This is a genomic window from Candidatus Pelagibacter sp. PS_16 (assembly GCF_059417965.1).
Genome location: NZ_CM182074.1, coordinates 1,073,999 through 1,095,888, shown reverse-complemented (window position 1 = coordinate 1,095,888; position 21,890 = coordinate 1,073,999). Strand labels below are relative to the sequence as shown.

The window sequence follows — 21,890 nt, the reverse complement described above, 5'->3', positions numbered from 1 at the left end:
TTAAAAGAAGTAATTTATTGAAAATATGTTCTTGAAAATTAAAAATATTCCTAAGGTATATTGGAGTTCTGAAAAACCATTAAATCTTAAACCAAAAATTTCAACTTTCTTTTTTTTGTGTCTTGGATTAGTTTTATTTGGTCTAGGTGAGGGATTATTAATAGTTTCCTTTGTGGGGGCTTCCCCTTGGTCTATTCTTGCACAAGGTATTGCATTGAATGTTGATCTTTCAATTGGAATAATAACAGTATTAATTAGTATTGGAGTTTTGTTTCTTTGGTTGCCACTTAAACAAAAACCTGGAATTGGAACAATTTTAAATGCAATAATTATTGGTTTAATGATCGATGTCTGCATAAAATTTATACCAACCCCTGAAAATTATTTAAATCAATTAATTTTAGCAACAATTGCTGTACTTACGGTTGGTCTTGGTGGGGGGATTTATCTTGTTGCAAACTTAGGTGCAGGACCAAGAGATGGACTAATGGTTGGTTTACAAAAAAAAACTAACTTACCCATTGCAACTGTAAGAGCTTTTCTTGAAATAACAGTGATGTCTATTGGGTGGTATTTAGGTGGAACAGTTGGAGTTGGAACTTTATTATTTGCTTTTGGAATAGGACCTTCGGTTGCTTTAGGATTATATCTTGTTGGAAAAACTTTTAATTAAAGAGGTGTTCCAGATTTCTCATTCTTTTTTCTGTCATTAGGATTTAGAATGGCTTTTCTTAATCTAAGAGATTTTGGAGTAATCTCCAAGGCTTCATCAGTATTTAGCATACTTAATTGTTCAGCAATTGACATTTGTCTTACTGGTGTAAGTACAACATTTTCATCAGTTCCTTGAGTTCTCATATTAGTTAACTGCTTACCTTTCATGACATTAATAATCATATCACCTGGTTTTGGGGCTAATCCGACAATCATTCCTTCATAAACAGGATCATTATGAGTTACAAACATTTCACCTCTTGCCTGCAAGTTAAATATTGCAAATGCAACAGCTTTTCCGTTTGCCATTGAAATTAAAGCACCATTTTTTCTGCCATCCATTTCACCTTCAAATTTTCCATAACCATGAAAGATTCTATTAATTACACCAGTACCCTTTGTTAAAGTTAAAAATCTACTTGTGTAACCCATCAAGCCTCTTGTTGGTGCATGAAAGATTAATCTTTTTTTATCTTTTCCTGTATCTTTAAGATCAAGTAATTTACCTTTTCTTCTATTCATTGAGTCAATAATCTTTGATGAAAACTCTTCATCTACATCAACAGTAATCTCTTCAATTGGTTCTAGTCTGTTACCATTATCATCTTTTTGGTATAAAACTTTTGGAGGACTTACAGTCATTTCAAAACCTTCACGTCTCATTTGTGTTAGTAGAATTTCAAGCATTAGCTCACCACGACCACTAATTACAAAAGCGTCTACGTTTGCATTTTGAGAAAAAGAAATTCCAACATTATTTTGTGCTTCAGTAACCAGTCTATCTCTGATTTGAGTACTTGTTAATTTTTTACCTTCTGTCCCAGCTAAAGGTGAACTATTCACACTTATAGTAATAGACATTGTTGGAGGATCTATTGGAGTTGCTGGAAGTGGATCGTTTACTTCAAGATCACAAATTGTATCTGCTACATTAGCTTTTTCTAAACCTGCAATTACAACAATATCTCCTGCTTCACCAACTTCAATAGGTACTTTTTTTGTTCCCTCGTATCTAAAAATTTTAGTTAATCTACCTTCATCAACTTTCTCACCTTTAAGATTTATTGCTTTAATAGGCTGGTTAGCTTTTGCTGTTCCTTGAGATATTTTTCCAACTAAACTTCTACCTAAGAAACTATCTGCGTATAATAAAGTAGATAGCATTGCGAAAGGTTTAGTTTTATCAAGGTCTGCTGGCTTAACATGTTCTATGATTAAATCTAATAATGGGTGTAGATTTTCTCTTGGGCCATCTACTTCTTTATCTGCCCATCCAGATCTTCCACTTGCATACATAACTGGAAAGTCTAACTGTTCTTCGTTTGCATCTAAACTTACAAATAAGTCAAATGTTTCATCTAAAACTTCATTAGCTCTTTGATCAGCTTTATCTAGTTTGTTAATTACAACAATGGGCTTTAAACCTTGCTTAAGAGCTTTTGCTAACACGAATTTTGTTTGTGGCATTACACCTTCAGCAGAATCAATTAATAATAAAGCACCATCAGCCATACTTAAAACACGTTCTACTTCAGCTGCAAAATCTCTGTGACCTGGTGTATCGATAATATTAACTCTAGTACCTTGCCAATCAATAGAAGCAGGTTTAGCTAGAATAGTAATTCCTCTTTCTTTTTCCAACTCCCCAGAGTCCATCAATCTTTCATCTACAACTTCATTTTCTCTAAATGAACCACTTTGTTTCATTAGATTATCAATCATAGTTGTTTTACCATGGTCAACGTGAGCGATAATTGTGATGTTTCGAATATTGTTACTCATAATTTGACGCTCTTATACATTAATTGAGTCATTTGAAAACTTAAAAAAAATCAATATTTACTCACTTAAATTAATTTTTCTAAAAATTCACTTCTTGTGATTGTTATAAAAACGTATAGATATCCCTGTATAAATTAGACGTATTAAAGGATTAAGAGCATATCTCCTTAAATTTTAAAAAATCTAAATACCTAAATGGAAAACTTTAAATTACTAAAAATAGAAGATTCGTTAAAGAATTCATTGGAAAAAATGAAGTTTACGAAACCAACTCCAATTCAGGCGATGGCAATTCCTGTTGCTTTAGAGGGAAAAGATATTTTAGGAACAGCTCAAACAGGAACTGGAAAAACATTGGCATTCAGCATTCCTCTAATTAATAAATTAATACTAGATAAAAATGCATTTGCATTAGTTATGTGTCCAACTAGAGAGCTTGCAACTCAAGTAATGGCTGCAATTAAAAGTATTATTAGTGATAAAATTAACATTAAAACTGCTTTACTTATTGGTGGAGAGGCAATGCAAAAACAACTTAGACAATTAGGTAATAGATCAAGAATAATAGTTGGAACTCCTGGAAGAATTAATGACCACTTAAAAAGAAAAAGTTTAAATCTATCAGCCACTAAATACCTAGTACTAGATGAAACTGACAGAATGTTAGATATGGGTTTTACCCCTCAAATAGAATTAATTTTAAAATTTGTTCCAAAAGATCATCAAACTTTATTATTTTCTGCAACACTACCTCAGAATATTGTTAGAATTTCTGAGAGATATCTAAATAAGCCTCAAAGAATTTCAACAGGGTCAACATCAGTACCTATTGCAAAAATTAAACAAGAAACTCTTCAAGTTTTTAAAGAGAATAAATACGATCAACTAGTAGACCAATTTATAGCAAGAAAAGGATCAATATTAGTTTTTGTTAAAACTAAAAGAGGTGCTGATAAAATGGTTAAGCGTCTTAAAGAAGAAGGTCATTCAGCAGATGCTATTCATGGAGATCTTCGTCAAAGTAAAAGAGATCGTGTAATTACCTCATTTAGAAAAGGCCTTAAGAGAATATTAATTGCAACAGATGTTGCTGCAAGAGGTTTAGATATTCCTTTAATTCAACATGTAATTAATTTTGATCTTCCACAAGTACCAGAAGATTATGTTCATAGAATTGGAAGAACTGCTAGAGCAGGAACAGAAGGTTCTGCTTTAACTTTTCTTACTCCAGATGATAGATCGATGTGGAATGAAATTAGTAAATTAATTGATCCAAATTTTAAACCTGCACCTCGTGGCGCAAGAGGAGACTCAAGAGGAGGAAAAAGAGGAAAAGCTCCTTACAATAAAAAAAGAAAATTCAGAGATGAAAAAAAATCATTTGGTAAAAGAAGACCTGACCGATCATCAAGAGATGGAGAGAAAAAAAGTTTCGGTTACAAAGGAAAATCTAGTTTTGGAGATAAATCAAAACCCTCTAGTTATGGAAGATCTAGTTCATCATCAAGAGACGGAGAGAAAAAAAGTTTCGGTTACAAAGGAAAATCTAGTTTTGGAGATAAATCAAAACCCTCTAGTTATGGAAGATCTAGTTCATCATCAAGAGACGGAGAGAAAAAAAGTTTCGGTTACAAAGGAAAATCTAGTTTTACAAAAAAGGATAACTCGAAACCAACAGGATTCACAAATAATCCAAAATACTTTGGAAAAAAAACATCTGAAAGTTCATCTACTAGTGGAGAGAAAAAAAGCTCTAGTTTTGATGGAAAGAAGAAGTTTAAAAGCAGAAGTGATAGGCCTAAAAGCTTTACCTTCAAAAAACATAGTCAAAAAAGAGCTAAAGTCTAAGATTTTTTAGATTTCTCTTTTTTATTTTTTCTTTTTTCTTTCAAGCTTAATTTTGGTTTTTTAGCAGTACTTGAATTTTTAAATGATTTTCCACTGTATCTTTTAGACATATCTTAATCTTATAACAGCTTAATAAAAAAAAGAGCAGCTAAAACTGTTCTTTTTAAATTTTATGCCTTTTGCTAAACCTATTTCTTATAAATAGCCAATTTCTTTCATTTCATCTTTAAAATCATCTTCTATTTTTTTGATAATTTTTTTATCAAGTGAGTTTTGCCATATATTTTTTGGACCAAGGTTAAAAAAATTTACATTAGAACCTGTTTCTTTTTTTATCACATTTTCTGTAAATGACCCTTCTTGTTCCATTTTTTTTAAATTTTTGAAATTGGTGCTTTCTAAGATATTATCAATTTTAATATCATTAGTGTCAAAATTTATATATTTGTTTAAAAAAAAAATTATTTTTTCTAGTTCTTTTTTTGGTTCATTAATTAAATCCTCATATCTTAAAAGTAATAAATTTTTTGTATTATTAGTCCAAGATTTATAATGCTCATTCCATTTTCCTAAAAAGTTAAATATTCCATCTTTTTTTTCTTCCCAACTTTTACCATTTCCCATTAATTCTGGTGATGTTAAAAATTTGCACGCTTCATTTAATGATAAAGAATAGTGATTTGAAATTGATGTAACTAAATTTCTAGGGTCTCTAACAATATATATCACTGCTTGAGTATTCTGATTATTTGTAAAATGATCATTTCCTATTTTAAAGTTTCCTTGGTGTGTTTTAAAAAACTTAATTTTTTCGTCTAAATTAATTTTATCTTGTGCTGCTATCCAATTTTTTTTTATTTCATCAAAATCTCTAAAATTTTTAACTAAATCTTTAAAGAATTTTTTTTCTGGAAATTGATCTATTTTACTTAATTTATCGAAAGTAAAAATACCGTCTTTTGAATATACTAACGCTGAAATAATTGACCTTAACCAAGTATTGCCACTCTTTGGGTATGAAGCAATCCAGATAATCATGAATACATTATTTTAATATTGTTAAAATTGATCTGCTTTATGTAACTTTATAATGATAAATAAATTAAGAATCAAAAAAAAAACCCCCAGAAATTTCTTTCTGAGGGTTTCTAATTTGTTTAACTCTTGTACGAAGAGTGTTCTGGTTGGGGAACCGTATTACATGCCCATTCCACCCATACCACCCATGCCGCCCATTCCACCAGGCATTCCACCAGGCATTCCACCAGCACCAGAATCTTTATCATCTGGTTTATCAGCAATCATGGCTTCAGTAGTTACAAGTAATCCAGCAATCGAAGCTGCATCTTGTAAAGCTGTTCTTACAACTTTAACAGGATCGATGATACCTTTTGCAAACATATCAACGTATTCTTCGTTCTGAGCATCGTAACCCATATTCTTTTTATTTTGTTCAAGTAGTTTTCCAACTACAACTGAACCATCAACTCCAGCATTTAAAGTTATTTGTCTAATAGGAGCCTGTAAAGCTTTAGCAACTAATGCAACACCAGCTTTTTGATCGTCTCCTTTAACTTTAAGTGTGTCAAGACTTTGTGAAGCGTATAAAAGAGCACAACCACCACCAACTACTATTCCTTCTTCAGCAGCAGCTCTAGTTGCATTAAGAGCATCTTCAACTCTATCTTTTCTTTCTTTAACTTCTACTTCAGTTGCACCACCAACTTTGATTACAGCAACTCCACCAGCAAGTTTTGCTAATCTTTCTTGAAGTTTTTCTCTGTCATAATCAGAAGTTGTTTCACCTACTTGTTGTTTGATTTGAGCACATCTAGCTTCAATTTCAGATTTTTTACCATTGCCGCTAATGATTGTGCTGTTATCTTTATCAACTTTAACTCTCTTACAAGATCCAAGATCAGTAAGTTTAACGTTTTCAAGTTTAACACCAATATCTTCAGAGATAACCTGACCGCCTGTTAAAATTGCAATATCATCAAGCATTGATTTTCTTCTATCACCAAAACCTGGAGCTTTAACTGCAACAACTTTTAAACCACCTCTAAGTTTATTTACAACAAGAGTTGCAAGAGCTTCGCCCTCAACATCTTCAGAAATAATCATTAGTGGTCTACCAGCTTGTACAACAGCTTCTAAAAGTGGAACCATTGGTTGTAAGTTAGTTAATTTCTTTTCATGCAATAAGATGAAAGGGTTTTCTAACTCTGTAGTCATTTTATCAGCGTTAGTAATAAAGTATGGTGATAAATAACCTCTATCAAACTGCATACCTTCAACAACGTCTAACTCAGTTTCTACTCCCTTAGCTTCTTCAACAGTAATAACACCTTCATTACCAACTTTTTGCATAGCTTTTGCAATCATGTTACCAATTTCTTTATCACCATTAGCTGAAATAGTTCCAACTTGAGCAATTTCATCAGTATCTTTTACTTTTTTTGCTGAAGCAATTAAACTTGCTTTAACATGATCTACTGCTGAGTCTATTCCTCTTTTAACATCCATAGGGTTCATGCCAGCTGTTACATATTTTACACCTTCTTTAACAATTGCTTGTGCTAAAATAGTTGCTGTAGTTGTTCCATCACCAGCTTCCTCATTTGTTTTGCTAGCAACTTCCTTAACCATTTGAGCACCCATGTTTTCAAATTTATCTTCAAGATCAATTTCTTTTGCAACAGAAACACCATCTTTAGTAATTCTTGGTGCACCATAAGATTTGTCGATAACAACATTTCTACCTTTTGGTCCAAGAGTAACTTTTACTGTGTTAGCTAGGATATCAACACCTCTTATCATTGCTGCTCTTGCTTCAGAGTCGAATTTTACAATTTTTGCCATTTTATTTTCTCCTTTAAATTAAATTATTTGCCAGAAATACCCATAATGTCAGACTCTTTCATTATGCTGTATTCTTTGCCATCTATTTTGATTTCAGTTCCTGACCATTTGCCAAAAAGAACTTTGTCTCCAACTTTCACATCCATTGGAATTAGTTTTCCATCTTCAGTTTTTGCACCACCACCAACAGCAATAACTTTACCTTCTTGAGGCTTTTCTTGAGCTGTATCGGGGATAATTATTCCTCCAGCAGTTTTTTCACTACTGTCTAAAACTTCTATTAAAACTCTATCGTGTAACGGTTTAAATTTCATAAATTCTCCTTTTATTATGCGACTCATATAGCTATTAGGTTTACTATTTCAAGAGATGTTAAAAAAAATATGTAAGGCAAAAAACCAGAGAAATTGTGTTTTTTATAAGTTATACCTCCCATAATGACTAAGAATTTAGATAAGGATGGATTAAGGTCGATTGTAGAGAATTATGATATTTTTTATATCGATTTATGGGGTGTTGTTCATAATGGGATAACTCTTCATAAAAACGCAATCGAAGCCTTAGAAGAAATCACCAAAGCAAACAAAGACTATGTTCTTCTAACCAATGCGCCAAGACCTAATAAAATAGTAAACAATTTTTTAGAAAAAATGGGGATGAATAAAGAAATTAGAGAAAAAGTTTATTCCTCAGGAGAAGCGGCGCTGAATTATTTAAAAAAAAATTCTCTAGAAGAAAAGTTTTATCATGTGGGACCACCAAGAGATTTTGATTTATTTTTAGATTTTAAAAAAAATAAGACTAATAACATTAAAGAAAGCTCGTACTTACTCTGTACAGGATTATTTGAGCAGCAAGGTGAGGATTTAAAATATTACAAAGAGTTGTTCAATGATCATATGGATAAGAAAATGATATGCACTAATCCAGATTTAATTGTTGATAGAGGTGAAAAAAGAGAATTATGTGCAGGGTCTGTAGCTCTTGTTTTTGAAAAAATGGGAGGAGAGGTTATTTATTTTGGAAAACCTTTTCCTGAAGTTTATAATCAAGCAATTAACAATGAAGGAAAAAGAGTTTTATCTATCGGTGATAATTTAAATACAGATATTAAGGGAGCCAATCTTTTAAATTTTAATTCATTAATTATATCAAATGGTGTTCATAAAGATGAAATTAAAAAAGAAGGTATTGATGTAATTTCAAAAAAATATGAAGTTGTTGTAAACTTTATTCAAACAGAATTAAAGTGGTGAAATATGAAGCTGTATAAAGATTTTAAAATTTCAAATAATCATAAAAAATCAATTATCTTGATTGGAAATTTTGATGGCGTTCATTTAGGTCATCAAAAATTATTTAAATTAGCAAATACTTATAAAAAAAAATTTAACCTAAAAATTGGTGTTTTAACATTTGAGCCAATGCCTAAAATGTTTTTTAATAAAAATTTTAAAAACTTTAGAATTTCTAATATAAATCAAAAAAAAATAATTTTAGATCATTTAGGGGTCGATTTTATAATTACTAAAAAATTTGATAAAAAATTTTCTGCAATTAAGTCTGATTTTTTTATTAAAGAAATTTTATCAAAAAAATTAGAAGCTCAATACATATTTGTTAGCAATAACTTTAGATTTGGTAATAAAAGAGAGGGAGATGTTAGGCAGTTAATAAAAAATGAAGAAAGATACCATTACAAAATAGTAAAACCACAACCACTAATTTTAAATAAAAAAGTTATCTCTTCAACATATATCCGCTCTCTTCTAGAAAAAGGACAGTTAAAGAAAACTAATAAGTTATTAAGTCGAAATTGGTCTATTGAAGGAATTGTTCAAAAGGGAAGACAGCAAGGAAAAAAAATTGGTTTTCCAACCTGCAATATTGATATTAAAGATTATGTGATAGCAATGCCTGGAGTTTATGCCGTTAAAGTAAAACAAAAAAACTCCAATAAATCACTAAAAGCGATTGCTAATCTTGGTTATAGACCAACTTTTAATCAAAAAAAAATTTTATTAGAAGTTCACATTTTTAATTTTTCTGGAAATCTTTATAATAAGTATTTATCAGTAGAGTTCACAAAATTTATAAGAAAAGAGAAAAAATTCAAAAACGTTGATCAATTAAAAAAACAAATTCAAAGTGACTTAAAAGTTGCTAAAAAAAGTTAATATGAGCAAAGAAAATATAAATTTACCTAAAACAGCTTTCTCCATGAAAGCAAATTTACAGAACAAAGAACCTGAAATTTTAGAATATTGGAAAAAAATTGACCTTTATAAGGAGTTGAGAAAATCTAATAAGGGAAAAGAGAAGTTCATACTTCACGATGGCCCACCATATGCGAATGGTAATATTCACATGGGTACAGCTTTAAATAAAATTTTGAAAGATATCATTGTTAAATTTCATCAAATGGATGGTAAAGATTCTGTATATGTTCCAGGATGGGATTGTCATGGTTTACCGATTGAGTGGAAAATCGAAGAGCAATATAAAAAAAACAAAAAAAATAAAAATGAAGTTCCAATAACAGAATTTAGAAAAGAGTGTAGAGAGTTTGCTGAAAAATGGATTGAAGTTCACAAAACACAATTTAAACGATTAGGTGTTGTTGGAGATTGGGAAAATCATTACGCAACAATGAGCTTTGAAGCAGAAGCTCAAATCGTAAGAGAATTAGGAAAATTTTTAAAAGAAGGAAGTCTTTATAGAGGTTTTAAACCTGTACTTTGGTCAACTGTAGAAAAAACAGCTTTAGCAGATGCTGAGGTTGAGTATCAAGATCATAAATCAGATACAATTTATACAGCCTTCCCAGTTAAGAAAACAAATATAAAAGAATTAGAAAATACAGATGTTATTATATGGACTACCACTCCATGGACCATACCTGCAAACAAAGCTCTAGCATATAATGAAGCCTTAGATTACTTAATAATTGAATTAGGTGATGAAGGAGATTTTAAGAATAAAAAAATAGTTGTTGCGGAAGCTCTACTAGAATCTGTGATCAAAGATTGTGAAATCAAAAGTTATAAAGAAATAAAAAAATTTAAGGGTAAGGATTTTAAAGATACAATTTGTAGTCACCCTTTCTTAGAGCTAGGTTATGATTATGATATACCAATGCTTGAAGCAAGATTTGTTACAACAGAACAGGGAACAGGCATTGTTCATTGTGCACCCAGTCATGGTCCTGATGATTTTAATCTTTGTTTAAAGCATGGGATAAAAGCCATAGAGACAGTAGATGGTGATGGTAAATACACTAAAAACCTTCCTTTATTTGAGGGAACTCATATTTTTAAAGCTAATCCAATTGTTATTGAAAAATTAAAAGAACAAAAAAAGTTATTATCTAATGGGGAACTAGTTCATTCATATCCACATTCATGGAGATCAAAAGCACCTCTTGTTCATAGAGCAACTCCGCAATGGTTTATTTCTATGGAAAGTCATGGCTTGAGAAAAAAAGCATTAAAAGCTCTTGATGATACTAAATTTTATCCAGACAAAGGCAGAGAAAGAATAAAAGCAATGATTGAAACAAGGCCAGATTGGTGTGTTTCAAGACAAAGAGTTTGGGGAGTTCCACTTCCAATATTTGTTCATAAAACTACTAAAGAAATTTTAGTAGATGATAATGTAAATGAGAATATTGCGAGCATTTATGAAAAAGAGGGTTCTGATTGTTGGTTTTCTGATAGTCCTCAAAGATTTTTAGGGGATAAATATAAAGCAGAAGATTACGAAAAAATAAGTGATATTGTTGAAGTTTGGTTTGATAGCGGTTGCACTCATGCATTTGTTTTAGAAAAAAGAGAAGATCTTCAATGGCCAGCATCAATGTATTTAGAGGGTTCAGATCAGCATAGAGGATGGTTCCATTCGTCACTTTTAGAATCTTGTGGAACAAGAGGGAGAGCGCCTTATGAGTCAATATTATCACATGGATTTGTTGTGGATGGCAAAGGTCTGAAAATGTCAAAATCTGTAGGAAATGTAATTGCACCTGAGGATATTTTAAAAAAGTATGGTGCAGATATTTTAAGAATATGGGTTGCATCATCTAATTATGCTGAAGATTTAAGAATTGATTATTCTATTTTAGAACAACACGCTGATTCATATAGAAAAATTAGAAATACATTTAGATATTTGCTAGGTAACTTAAATGATGATTTCCAAAAAATTGATATGGAAAGTCTAGACATTAAACAATTGCCAGAGCTAGAGAGATATATGCTACATAGAGTGTATGAGCTAAATAATAATTTTAAAAATTATTTTAAATCTTATGATTTTCACAATCTTTATAAAGAGCTTTTAAATTTTTGCACAGTAGACCTATCTTCATTTTATTTTGATATTAGGAAAGACGCTTTATATTGTGACTCAAAAAATTCTGATAGAAGAAAGAGTAGTATAGTAGTTTTAAATATTATTTTAGAATCTTTGGTTAAATGGTTTGCACCAATACTTTCATTTACAACTGAAGAAATTTTTACCCTGATAAACAAAGAGCAAAAAAGTATTCATCTTGAACAATTCATGAAATATCCAGAGTCTTTTCAAGATGAAGAACTGCATAAGAAATGGATAGAGTTAAAAAAAATTAGAGATATCTGTAATATAAGTATTGAAGCAAAAAGAGCTAGTAAAGAAATAGGATCAAGCTTAGAAGCTAGTCTAATTATTAATCTAAATAAATCATTATTCGAAATTTCAAAAAATGTAGATTTTTCAGAAATATGCATCACATCTTCTGCTTTAGTTCATCAATCGAGCACTGATGAAATAATTATTGAAACGATTAAAGCTGAAGGAAATAAATGCCCAGTTTGTTGGAAAATCAATAAAGTTAAATGTGAGAGACATTCAGATTAACTAAAAAGGTTGATGAACAAAATTAACTTAAAAAACTTTTATTTAAATTTAGTAATTATATTAGTAGTTTTTATATTTGATCGTACAACAAAACTATATATTTTAAAACTTGCGGAAGTAGAAACTTCGGTTGATATTTATATCACTCCTTTTTTGAACTTATTTTTAATCTGGAACAAAGGAATAGCTTTTGGTTTATTTTCAATAGATGGAAGTGTTATTTATAATTTTATTACAATCTTAATTGGTCTTATTATTATTGGTATTATTTTTATGATGTTAAAAAATAATAATATTCAGCGTTACTTTTTTGCATTAATTGCAGGTGGTGCTTTTGGGAACTTTTATGACAGGATAGTTTATACCGCTGTTCCAGATTTTATTGATTTACATTTTTATGGCTTTCATTGGTTTGTTTTTAATGTAGCTGACATATTTATTACCATTGGAGTTTTTTGCCTTATTTTAGTAGAACTTTTCTTTAATAATAAAAATACAAATGAAAAAAACTAATCCATTAATAGCTTCTTTTTTAATACTTATTTTCTTAAATTCCTGTGGAACAGTTGCCGAAGGATTGGGAGGAAGCAAAAAAAAAGGAAGTGACGAATTTTTGGTTGAAAAAAAGTCTCCATTAGTACTACCCCCTAGCTTTGGAGAGTTACCAGAACCTGGAAAGGAACCTGAAGAAAACATAATATCAGATAAAAAAGATACATCAGACATTGAAGATATAATAAATCAAAGCTCTTCTATAAGCACAAGTGAAAAAAGTGATGATGCAAAAAATTCTATTGAGCAATCTATTATTAAAAAGATTAATGAAAAAAAAGTTAATTTAATAAAAACTACAGAAATAAATTTAGATGAAGTTATAGAAGATAATGAAGAACCAAAAAAAAAAGGTTTTTTTAAAAAACTAAAAGATAAATTCAATAATCTAGAGCACTAAAGAAATGATATTTAAAAATTTTTTAAATATCAAAAGTTCTAAAATAATAAAAAAAGATTTTTTAAAACTACTAAAAAATCAGCCAGCATTGTTTGAAACTTTAAAACCCACATATAAATATAGCTATTCAAAAAAAATAATTAAAAAATATAAAAAATTATCAAATTTAAGAATAATTGGTATGGGTGGATCTGTTCTTGGCTCTGAAGCTATTTATGATTTTTTAAAACCTAAAATAAAAAAAAAAATTACTTTTGTAAATAATTTAAACAGCAATGCAGATTATTTTAATAATAAAAATATAAATTTAAATTTAATTATTTCTAAATCAGGAAATACATTGGAGACAATAGCGAATGCCAATGCATTAATTACCAAAAAAGAAAAAAATATTATTATTACTGAGTCAAAAAATAGCTATCTAACTAACTTAGCAGCAAAACTAAAGGCAGAAATATTTGAGCATAAAAATTATGTAGGAGGCAGGTATTCTGTGTTGTCAGAAGTTGGAATGCTACCTGCAGAATTAATGAATCTGAATGAAAAGAAATTTAAGCAATTCAATAATCTTATTAAAAATAAAAATTTTATTAATAATTTAGTAAGCAACGTGTCAACTACCTTAAACTTAATTAAGAGTGGAAAACAAACGTCAATAATTTTAAATTATGATGAGCAATCTGAAAATTTATTTAAATGGTATCAGCAACTAATAGCTGAAAGTTTAGGAAAAAAATCACTTGGATTATTACCCGTTGTTTCTTCAATGCCAAAAGATAATCATAGTTTAATGCAGCTTTATCTAGATGGCCCAAATAAATATTTTTATACATTTTTTAATGTTCTAGAAAATAGAAATGTTAAAATTAAGAATGATAGTGTGTTAAATACTCATAAGTTTTTAAAAAACCTATCAATAGAAAAAATAAAACAATCTCAAATGATTGCTACAGAGAAAGTTTTTATTTCAAAAAAAATACCTTTTAGAAGCTTTAGAATTTTAAAAAGAAATGAACAGTCTCTAGGTGAATTGTTCTGTTTCTTTATATTAGAGACTATTTTACTTGGTCGAGCTTTAAATGTTAATCCATTTGATCAACCTTCTGTTGAGTTGATAAAAATAGAAACAAAAAAAATATTAAGTTAAAATATTTCCAAATATAATTTTTGAAATACCATAATTTTTTTCTAGAATTAGGTTGAATTCCTTTGGTAGGTCGTCATCTTCTTTTTTATGTCTATGAATAATTATGATGCCATCTGTGTTAAGCAATTCTAATTTAGTTATTGCATTCAGCAGAAAAGGTAATTTTTTTTCCTTATAGGGAGGGTCCATAAAAATAATATCAAATTTGTCATTTAATAGTTTAAGTGTATTTTCAGAAAAAATATCTTTTTCAATTATTTTTGTTTGATTTTGTTGATTTAAATTATCTATATTTTTTTTTAAAATATTTAATACTTCTGTGTAACTCTCTAAGAAGGTAATATTTCTAGCTCCTCTTGATAAACATTCGAGACCAAATGATCCAACACCTGAAAATAAATCTAAAATATTAGAATTTTCTAACTCTACATTTAATAATTTAGAATGTTTTAATATATTAAAAATTGACTCTTTTGTTAAATCTTTGAGAGGTCTTGTTAGTTTATCTTTAGGTAGAAGAATTTTTTTGCCTTTAAAATTTCCTGAAATAATTCTCATTCATCAATCACCTTATGACCAATATCTTTTCTATAGAAACCATCTTTCCAATTAAGTTTTTTAATTAAACTTATAGCTTTATCTCTACTATTTTTAAAATTTGATGACAGACTAACAAAATTAATTACTCTTCCACCATTTGAATAAACCTGATCGTTTATTTTTTTTGTACCAGCGTGAAAAAAATAATCATCCTCATCGAGCTTTAGATTTCCAATATTATCTATTAAAATTTGATTATTATATTTATCTGGGTAGCCCTTTGAACATAAAACAATACATAGACTTTTTTTATCATGCCACTCTATATTTATATCTTTTAAGTTTTCATTGCAGCACGCATTGATAATTTCAAATAAATCTGTTTTTAATTTTGGTAAAATAGTCTGACACTCTGGATCTCCCATTCGTACATTGTATTCAATCAAATAAGGTTCATCTTTAACTATCATTAAGCCAGCGTATAAGAATCCTTTATAATTAGATCCCATTTCTTCTAGAGCGTTAATGGTAGGTTTGATTATTTTATTTAATATTTTTTCTTCCAAAGGCTGATTGAGTAGTCTTGAAGGTGAATAAGCACCCATTCCACCTGTATTCGCTCCTTTATCACCTTCTAGAACTCTTTTATGATCCTGTGCAGTTTCAAAGCCCTTGATTTCTTTACCATCACTTATAATAAAATAGCTCATTTCTTCACCAACAAGAAATTCCTCAATTAAAATATTTTTTGCTAATCCAAACTTTCCATCAAAAACTTCTTTTATTGCTAAATTTGCATCATCTTTATTTTCACAAATATAAACACCTTTTCCAGATGCAAGACCATCAGCTTTGACAACAAGTGGAAACTGAGTTTTATCTAAAAAAGATATTGCATCATTGGCATTTTCAAAAATACCAAATTTAGCAGTTGGTATATTGTGCTTTTCACATATTTTTTTTGTAAATATTTTTGATCCTTCTAACTGAGAAGAAATTTTATCAGGACCAAAAATATTTATTTCAGTATCTTTAAAGAAATTCACTATTCCATCGACTAATGGTTTTTCTGGTCCAACAATTAATAAACTAATTTCATTTTTGATTGAAAATTCTTTAATCTTATTAAAGTCTGATAAATCAATTTCAATATTCTCAGCTATATCAGAAGTTCCTGCATTACCAGGAAAGCAGTATATCTTGTTAACTCTAGGCGATTTTTTGATGGACAGACATAGAGCGTGCTCTCTTCCACCACTTCCAATTATTCCAACTTTCATATAGATGTATATAAACTAAAAATGAATAAAAAATTAGCAAAATTAAAATATTTACCAAATAACTTTGAAATTATTGAAAATGGTGATCATGTCGTTTGTGCTGTATCAGGAAAATTAATTAGTTTAGAAAATCTTAATTATTGGAATGTTGAGCTTCAAGAACCATATTTTTCATATGTAGAAGCTCATAAAAAAAAAGAGACACACTAAATTCTTACTTCCATCTATCATGAGACCATATCCATTCCCCTGGATTTTTTAAAATTGTTTTCTCCAGCCAAATGTTTAGCTCTCTAGTAATTTTTTCAGTAGAGGAGTTTTTTGAAAACTCAATAGGTTTTTCAACTTTAATATTAAAATTTACACTATTATGCCTCTTAATAGAAATTGGTACTACTTTACAATTAAATTTTTTTATAAATTGTGCAGGAATTGTTGTAGTGAATGCTTCTTGATTAAAGAATTTAGATTTTATTCCTTGAGAGACTCTCTGATCAATCATTAAGGCTATAGAGTAGCCTTTTTTATATAACTTTAATAATTCTCTAACTCCACTAGTTCCTTTTTTAATTTGATTTTTGCAAATATATTTTTTTCTAATTCTTTCCATTAATATATTTAAGAAAATATTGTTTAATGGTCGATATATTGCTGATAAATTTACACCAGATTTTTCAATTTCCATCGCCATTAATTCAAAATTACTAAAATGACCAGAAACAAAAATTACTGGGGTTTTTTCAAGCTTTATTTTTTGAAGAATTTCTTTACCTGTAATATTAATATTTGATCTAAATTGATCATTTCTAAAACCTTTAAGAAACATATATTCAGACAATGTCCTTCCATAATTATTCCACATATCTTTTGTAATACTCTTAATTTTTGATGAATTAATTTTGGGAATAGCTCTTTGAATATTAGTTTTAATGAGATTTTTTGATCTGAAAACTGGACCAAATGTTTCAAATAATTTTCCACTGAAGTAAGATGAAATTTTTAATCCTAAAAATTTATAAATAATAAAAAGAGAAGATATAATTAAAAATTCAAAAAAATATTTAATTTTTTTCATTTAATTTAATTAGTTTGTTTGTGAGATTTTTCTCATCTGATATATCAAGACTTGATTTAACATAAAAAATTTCATTTCTATTTAAGTTTTCTAGCCTTAAATAATCTTTTTCAGTAGTTATAATATGTGCGTTGAATTTTTTTGCATTGATTATTATTTCATCTAAATCTTTTTTTGAATATTGGTAATGATCTGGATATTCTAAATCACTTACAATTTTTAATTTATTATTTTTTAACATCTCTACAAAAGTTTTGTGATTACCAATACCAGAAAAAACCAAGTAATTTTGATCTTTATCAAATTCACCTATGTTTAACGGCGTATATTTTCCAGAATTAATATTAATATTTGGGTTAATTCTTTTAATCTGTTCTTTGATGGCAATTAGACTTTCTTCATTTCCATTTAAAAAAACATTTTCATAAGATTTCAGATTATTAATATTTTCTCTTAAAGGTCCTGATGGTAGTGTAAGTCCATTTCCAATCCAATTTAGATTATTAAAACAAACAATTTCTAAGTCATATTTGATAGAGCTATCTTGTAGTCCATCATCAAAGATAGCAACTTCAAAACCTTCTGCGATGGCTTCATTAAGTGCATTAATTCTTTTTAAATTACTAAATAAGGTTCCATTTTTACTAAGTAGTTTTTGCTCATCAGTTTGATTAGAATAAAATTTTTTAATAAAACAAGCTTTGATATTATTTTTATCTAAAATTTCTTTTATCTTGATGGCTAGTGATGTTTTGCCTGTTCCTCCAATATAGATGTTTCCAACACAGATTGTTTTAATTTTTGAATTAGAAAATTTAGGTTTTGATTTTATTTTAGTGATTAAGCCTAAAATTATTGAAAAAGGTAATAGTAGATATGAAAAAAAGGATGGTTTTTTCTGATCCCAGAATTTAGGTTTTTTTAATTTCATTATTAAATAAACTATTTATCTCATCTTTAGTTTCATTAAGTATTTTTTTTCCTATTTTTGCAATTTTTAAATAGTTTTTTTTGTTATTGGGATTAGTAATTAATTTGTCTATTGATTGAGTTAAGCTTTTTTCTCCATTAACTTTATAAGCAATCTTTAGTTTATTGAGTAATTTGTAGGTATCTTTAAAGTTATCTACGTGTGGCCCGTACAAAACGGTAGAACCTAAGTTGGTAGGTTCAAGAGGGTTTTGACCACCATTTCCCGATATTGATTTACCCATAAAAACTATATTAGAAGATTGATAAAATTTCTTTGTCTCACCATATGTGTCCACCAAATAAATGTCTGTATTATTTAATTTTTTTGGTTTTGAACTGTGTAAAACTATATTCAAATCTAAACCTTTAATTTCATCAACTATTTTACTAACACGATGAATATGTCTTGGTATTATTATTGTTAATAAATTTTTATATTTTTTCTTTAGTTTTACGTGAGTATTTGCACAAATGATTTCTTCACCTGGGTGTGTGCTTGAAGCACACCAAACTTTTTTAAGATTTATATTTTTTAAAAAAATTTTGTCTAGTTTAGTAAATTTAGATTTTTGATTATTAAAAAACTTAAGATTTCCTATTTTTTTTACTTTTGAGATGTTTAATTTTTTAAGATAATTATATGTTTCTTCATTTTGAGGGTAGGCAATTGAAATATTCTGAAACACTGAGTTTGAAAATTTTTTTACATGTCTCCATTTATCAAAAGTTTTTTTTGTAATTCTTGCATTAAGAAGTGTTAATGGAATTTTTTTTTTATTAATAATCTTAAAGATGCTAGGCCAAATTTCAGACTCAATAAATATTGCAATAGTTGGCTTCCAGTAATTCAAAAATTTATAAGAAAAAAATATCGAGTCTATTGGAAAAAATTGATGAACAGTTTTTTTAAAATTAAATTTTTTAAATATTTGAGCAGAACTCAAAGTTGAAGTAGTTATTAAAATTTGGTTTACAGACTTATTTTTTTCAAGCTCTTGAACTAGAGGCAAAATACTTAAAAGTTCACCCACACTTGATCCATGAAACCAAATTAAATTACCACTAATACGTTTTTTTGATGGAAAACAAAATTTTTCTTTATATCTTTTTTTATCTTCTTTTTTTTTCAAAATTCTAAAAAATATAATTAATGGAGAGAATATTAGAGTAATGGTTATTATTATTTGATATAAAAAAAACATTATTCTTTACGAATTTGCTTCTCATAGAAATTTTTATAAAGTTCTGAATTATTTAACAATTCATCATGTTTACCGTTCGCAACAACATTTCCAGAATCAATAATATAAATTTGATCAGAGCTTAAAATTGTTGACAGTCTATGGGCTATTACAATGGTTGTCTTATCTTTAGTTAATATTTGTAAAGCATCTTGAATTTTACTTTCAGTTTCAGAATCTAATGATGAAGTTGCTTCATCTAAAAGAATTATTGGACTTTTCTTGATCATAGCTCGAGCTATAGACAGTCTTTGCTTCTCTCCACCTGATAATCTAATTCCATTTTCGCCTATTATTGTTTCATATTTTTTTGGTAATTTTTCTATAAACTCATGTGCATAAGAGAATTTTGCTGCTGAAATTACCTCTTCATCTGTGACATCATTTTTAGCATATTTGATATTATTTTTTATCGTATCATCAAACAAAGTCGTATCTTGACTTACAAGGGATATTTTATCTCTTAGAGATTTAATTTTCACTTTGTATATAGATTGATTATCAATCAAGATATCTCCAGATTGAACGTCATAAAATCTAGGTATTAAATTTAAAATTGTTGATTTTCCAGAACCGCTATGCCCAACTAATGAGGTCATTTTCCCCCCAGCAATATTTAGATTTATGTTTGTTAAAACATCTTTTTCATCAGTATTATATTGAAAGTTAATGTTATGAAACTTAATATTAGAATGAGTAATATTAATATCCTGAGCGTCTTCATGATCAGCAATTTTATTTTGATTGTCAATAATAGGTAGAATTCTATTGGCTGCAGATAACCCCTGTTTTAATATCATATTCATTGTAGATAGAGCTCTTACAGGTTGATATGCGAGCATCATTGCTGCAAGAAAAGAGAAAAAATTTCCTATCTCAATCTCGTCATTAAGAGCTAATTTTCCAGAATAAAATATTAAAATTGCAATCATTATTCCAGTCAAGGTTTCCATGATTGGTGACAATCTTACAAACACAGTATTGATTTTAATATTTTTTTCTTTTAGTTGATTTAAATGACCATCTGTTCTTTTACTTTCATAGTCTTCTCTTTGAAATATTTTAATTAATTTATGGTTTTTAAATAATTCGATTAAATGAGTATTTAAAAAACCAGATTTTTCTTGTGCTTCTGTCACAACTTTTCCAATTCTTTTACCGAGAGTTTTTGAAGCCATACCAGCAATAGGAATCATTATTATTGCAATTAATGATAATTTCCAATTCTGATAAAACATTACAAATAGCAACCCAAACAAAGTTAAGCTATCTTTGAATAAGCTTAAAATGGCTGTACTGAGCATATTGGTAATATGGTTTACATCAAAAGTAAGATTTGAAATAAATTTTCCAGAATGTTTTTTATCTATTAGCTGTGTATCTGCATTAATTAGAGATTTTACCATTTGAGATTGAAGAATTTTTTTAATTTCTTCAGCAACTTTAATCATGATTGCTTTTGCAAAATAAAGAGCAAACCCTTTGATAGTAAAAGCTATAATTATTAATAAAGGAATTATGAATATTAGTGACTGATCTTTCTCAACAAATATTTTTTTAATAGCGGGATCTAAAAGCCAAGCTATAGCAGAAGTGCTTGCTGCAACAAGAACTCCAAAAAAAACTGATATTAATATTTTATTAATATATTTTTTTGAGTAATCTTTATAAAGTCTTTTATAAATCTCTGAATTATTCATTAAAATTTCCCGATTAAAATATTACAAAAAATGAGAAGACCAACTAAATTATTACTTTTAAAAACTTTTAAGCACATAGATGGGCTTTTTGGGTTAAAAGATTTAATTTGGTAAAAAAATAAGTGGGCAATTGTTATTAACAAGCTTGCATAAAAAAAGTAATTATAATTCATCATATAGCCCACAATTAAAATAGAAAAAATTAGAAAAACATAACATGTGGATACAAAATTTTTTGGTTTATTTTTGAATTTTATTGAAGTTGATTTTACACCTATAATTTCGTCATCTTTAATATCTTGAAACCCATAAATTGTGTCGTATCCTAGTGTCCAAAATATGGCTCCAAAGTAAAAGATAATAGCAACAGTATTTATTTCACCCTGAATTGCAGTCCATCCTAAAATTAGACCATAATTAAATGTTATTCCTAAAAATAATTGAGGCCAATAAGTAAATCTTTTCATTAAAGGGTAAATGAAGGCTAGAGGCATAGACCCAAGAGCAAGTAAGATTGTTAAGTTATTAAAGTTAATTAAAACCAAAAGTGCAAGTAGACATAAAATAAAAGTATAAAATATTCCTAATTTTATGGAAACTTGATTAGATGCAATAGGTCTATTTTTTGTTCTTGAAACTTTTTTATCAAATTCTTTGTCAGAAATATCATTTACAATGCATCCTGCAGAACGCATTAGAACTGATCCTAAAAAAAATAATAATAAGTAAAAAAAATAATCATTTAAGTTTTTTGAGAAATCATAAGCAAGAGTTAGTCCCCATGCACAGGGCCAAAATAATAACATATAGCCAATAGGCCTTTTCAATCTTGTTAGTTCAATAAAGAGATTTAATTGTTTCATAATAATTTACTTGTAAAT

At 28.4% G+C, this 21,890-nt stretch carries 20 protein-coding genes; 9 read left to right on the top strand and 11 right to left on the bottom strand.

All coding sequences use genetic code 11. The annotated features are described in order from the left end of the window. Nucleotides 1-25: 25 nt before the first annotated feature. Entirely contained in the window at nt 26-673 is a 648-nt protein-coding gene (gene yczE / locus AC5SL0_RS05780; RefSeq protein ID WP_494618084.1) for a membrane protein YczE, read from the top strand. On the opposite strand, the gene typA is transcribed toward yczE, so the two are convergent. After that, on the bottom strand, nt 670-2,496 hold the full coding sequence (gene typA / locus AC5SL0_RS05775; protein ID WP_006997745.1) for a translational GTPase TypA: 1,827 nt from the start codon (nt 2,494-2,496) through the stop codon (nt 670-672). The two genes, yczE and typA, sit on opposite strands and share 4 nt — an antisense overlap. 195 nt (nt 2,497-2,691) lie before the next feature. Between typA and AC5SL0_RS05770 the strand changes: the two genes are divergently transcribed. Then, complete coding sequence (locus tag AC5SL0_RS05770; RefSeq protein WP_494618082.1) at nt 2,692-4,344, top strand: DEAD/DEAH box helicase; 1,653 nt, start codon at nt 2,692-2,694, stop codon at nt 4,342-4,344. A gap of 195 nt (nt 4,345-4,539) precedes the next feature. Here AC5SL0_RS05770 and AC5SL0_RS05765 read toward each other — a convergent pair whose 3' ends face one another. The 3 genes from AC5SL0_RS05765 to groES form a co-directional block, all read right to left on the bottom strand. Further along, on the bottom strand, nt 4,540-5,382 hold the full coding sequence (locus tag AC5SL0_RS05765) for a sulfotransferase domain-containing protein (protein WP_271616296.1): 843 nt from the start codon (nt 5,380-5,382) through the stop codon (nt 4,540-4,542). 159 nt (nt 5,383-5,541) lie between these two features. Next, nucleotides 5,542-7,206 (bottom strand): chaperonin GroEL, encoded by a 1,665-nt coding sequence (groL, locus tag AC5SL0_RS05760; RefSeq protein ID WP_494618079.1) that lies wholly within the window; start codon nt 7,204-7,206, stop codon nt 5,542-5,544. Between the two features lie 23 nt (nt 7,207-7,229). Then, complete coding sequence (groES, locus tag AC5SL0_RS05755; RefSeq protein WP_006997749.1) at nt 7,230-7,520, bottom strand: co-chaperone GroES; 291 nt, start codon at nt 7,518-7,520, stop codon at nt 7,230-7,232. A gap of 123 nt (nt 7,521-7,643) precedes the next feature. On the opposite strand from groES, the gene AC5SL0_RS05750 reads away from it, so the two are divergent. From AC5SL0_RS05750 to AC5SL0_RS05725, 6 genes are read left to right on the top strand one after another with little or no spacing between them, the layout of a single operon-like run. After that, the gene (locus AC5SL0_RS05750) at nt 7,644-8,462 is read left to right on the top strand and encodes a TIGR01459 family HAD-type hydrolase (protein WP_494577861.1); all 819 of its coding nucleotides are present in this window, start codon (nt 7,644-7,646) and stop codon (nt 8,460-8,462) included. 3 nt (nt 8,463-8,465) lie between these two features. Continuing rightward, nucleotides 8,466-9,383, top strand: a complete 918-nt coding sequence (ribF, locus tag AC5SL0_RS05745; RefSeq protein WP_494577860.1) for a riboflavin biosynthesis protein RibF — start codon at nt 8,466-8,468, stop codon at nt 9,381-9,383. 1 nt (nt 9,384) lies between these two features. After that, nucleotides 9,385-12,102 (top strand): isoleucine--tRNA ligase, encoded by a 2,718-nt coding sequence (gene ileS / locus AC5SL0_RS05740; RefSeq protein ID WP_494618077.1) that lies wholly within the window; start codon nt 9,385-9,387, stop codon nt 12,100-12,102. 12 nt (nt 12,103-12,114) lie between these two features. Beyond that, a complete protein-coding gene (gene lspA, locus AC5SL0_RS05735; RefSeq protein ID WP_271726355.1) occupies nt 12,115-12,615 on the top strand; it encodes a signal peptidase II in 501 nt (166 codons plus the stop codon). Beyond that, the gene (locus tag AC5SL0_RS05730) at nt 12,602-13,054 is read left to right on the top strand and encodes a DUF3035 domain-containing protein (protein WP_494618075.1); all 453 of its coding nucleotides are present in this window, start codon (nt 12,602-12,604) and stop codon (nt 13,052-13,054) included. Before lspA ends, AC5SL0_RS05730 begins: the two co-directional genes overlap by 14 nt. 4 nt (nt 13,055-13,058) lie before the next feature. Next, nucleotides 13,059-14,201, top strand: coding sequence for a phosphoglucose isomerase-related protein (locus tag AC5SL0_RS05725; RefSeq protein WP_278387138.1), 1,143 nt, complete (start codon nt 13,059-13,061; stop codon nt 14,199-14,201). On the opposite strand, the gene rsmD is transcribed toward AC5SL0_RS05725, so the two are convergent. Next, the gene (gene rsmD / locus AC5SL0_RS05720; protein WP_484014174.1) at nt 14,193-14,759 is read right to left on the bottom strand and encodes a 16S rRNA (guanine(966)-N(2))-methyltransferase RsmD; all 567 of its coding nucleotides are present in this window, start codon (nt 14,757-14,759) and stop codon (nt 14,193-14,195) included. The genes AC5SL0_RS05725 and rsmD overlap by 9 nt on opposite strands. Then, nucleotides 14,756-16,021 (bottom strand): phosphoribosylamine--glycine ligase, encoded by a 1,266-nt coding sequence (purD, locus tag AC5SL0_RS05715; protein WP_020169736.1) that lies wholly within the window; start codon nt 16,019-16,021, stop codon nt 14,756-14,758. Before purD ends, rsmD begins: the two co-directional genes overlap by 4 nt. 21 nt (nt 16,022-16,042) lie before the next feature. On the opposite strand from purD, the gene AC5SL0_RS05710 reads away from it, so the two are divergent. Next, nucleotides 16,043-16,231 (top strand): DUF2093 domain-containing protein, encoded by a 189-nt coding sequence (locus AC5SL0_RS05710; RefSeq protein ID WP_018413565.1) that lies wholly within the window; start codon nt 16,043-16,045, stop codon nt 16,229-16,231. A 4-nt stretch (nt 16,232-16,235) separates the two neighbouring features. Here the strand turns inward: AC5SL0_RS05710 and AC5SL0_RS05705 are convergent, their stop codons facing one another. From AC5SL0_RS05705 to ubiA, 5 genes are all read right to left on the bottom strand, one after another. Further along, nucleotides 16,236-17,096, bottom strand: coding sequence for a lysophospholipid acyltransferase family protein (locus AC5SL0_RS05705; RefSeq protein ID WP_494618072.1), 861 nt, complete (start codon nt 17,094-17,096; stop codon nt 16,236-16,238). Then, nucleotides 17,083-18,027 carry a tetraacyldisaccharide 4'-kinase gene (gene lpxK / locus AC5SL0_RS05700; RefSeq protein ID WP_494618070.1) on the bottom strand — a complete coding sequence of 315 codons (945 nt, stop codon included), beginning with the start codon at nt 18,025-18,027 and terminating at the stop codon, nt 17,083-17,085. Before lpxK ends, AC5SL0_RS05705 begins: the two co-directional genes overlap by 14 nt. Continuing rightward, entirely contained in the window at nt 18,008-19,198 is a 1,191-nt protein-coding gene (locus AC5SL0_RS05695; RefSeq protein ID WP_494618068.1) for a 3-deoxy-D-manno-octulosonic acid transferase, read from the bottom strand. The genes lpxK and AC5SL0_RS05695 overlap by 20 nt, the downstream gene beginning before the upstream one ends. Nucleotides 19,199-19,269: 71 nt before the next feature. After that, entirely contained in the window at nt 19,270-21,009 is a 1,740-nt protein-coding gene (locus tag AC5SL0_RS05690; RefSeq protein WP_494618067.1) for an ABC transporter ATP-binding protein, read from the bottom strand. Beyond that, on the bottom strand, nt 21,009-21,872 hold the full coding sequence (gene ubiA / locus AC5SL0_RS05685; RefSeq protein WP_494618066.1) for a 4-hydroxybenzoate octaprenyltransferase: 864 nt from the start codon (nt 21,870-21,872) through the stop codon (nt 21,009-21,011). Before ubiA ends, AC5SL0_RS05690 begins: the two co-directional genes overlap by 1 nt. Nucleotides 21,873-21,890 lie beyond the last annotated feature (18 nt).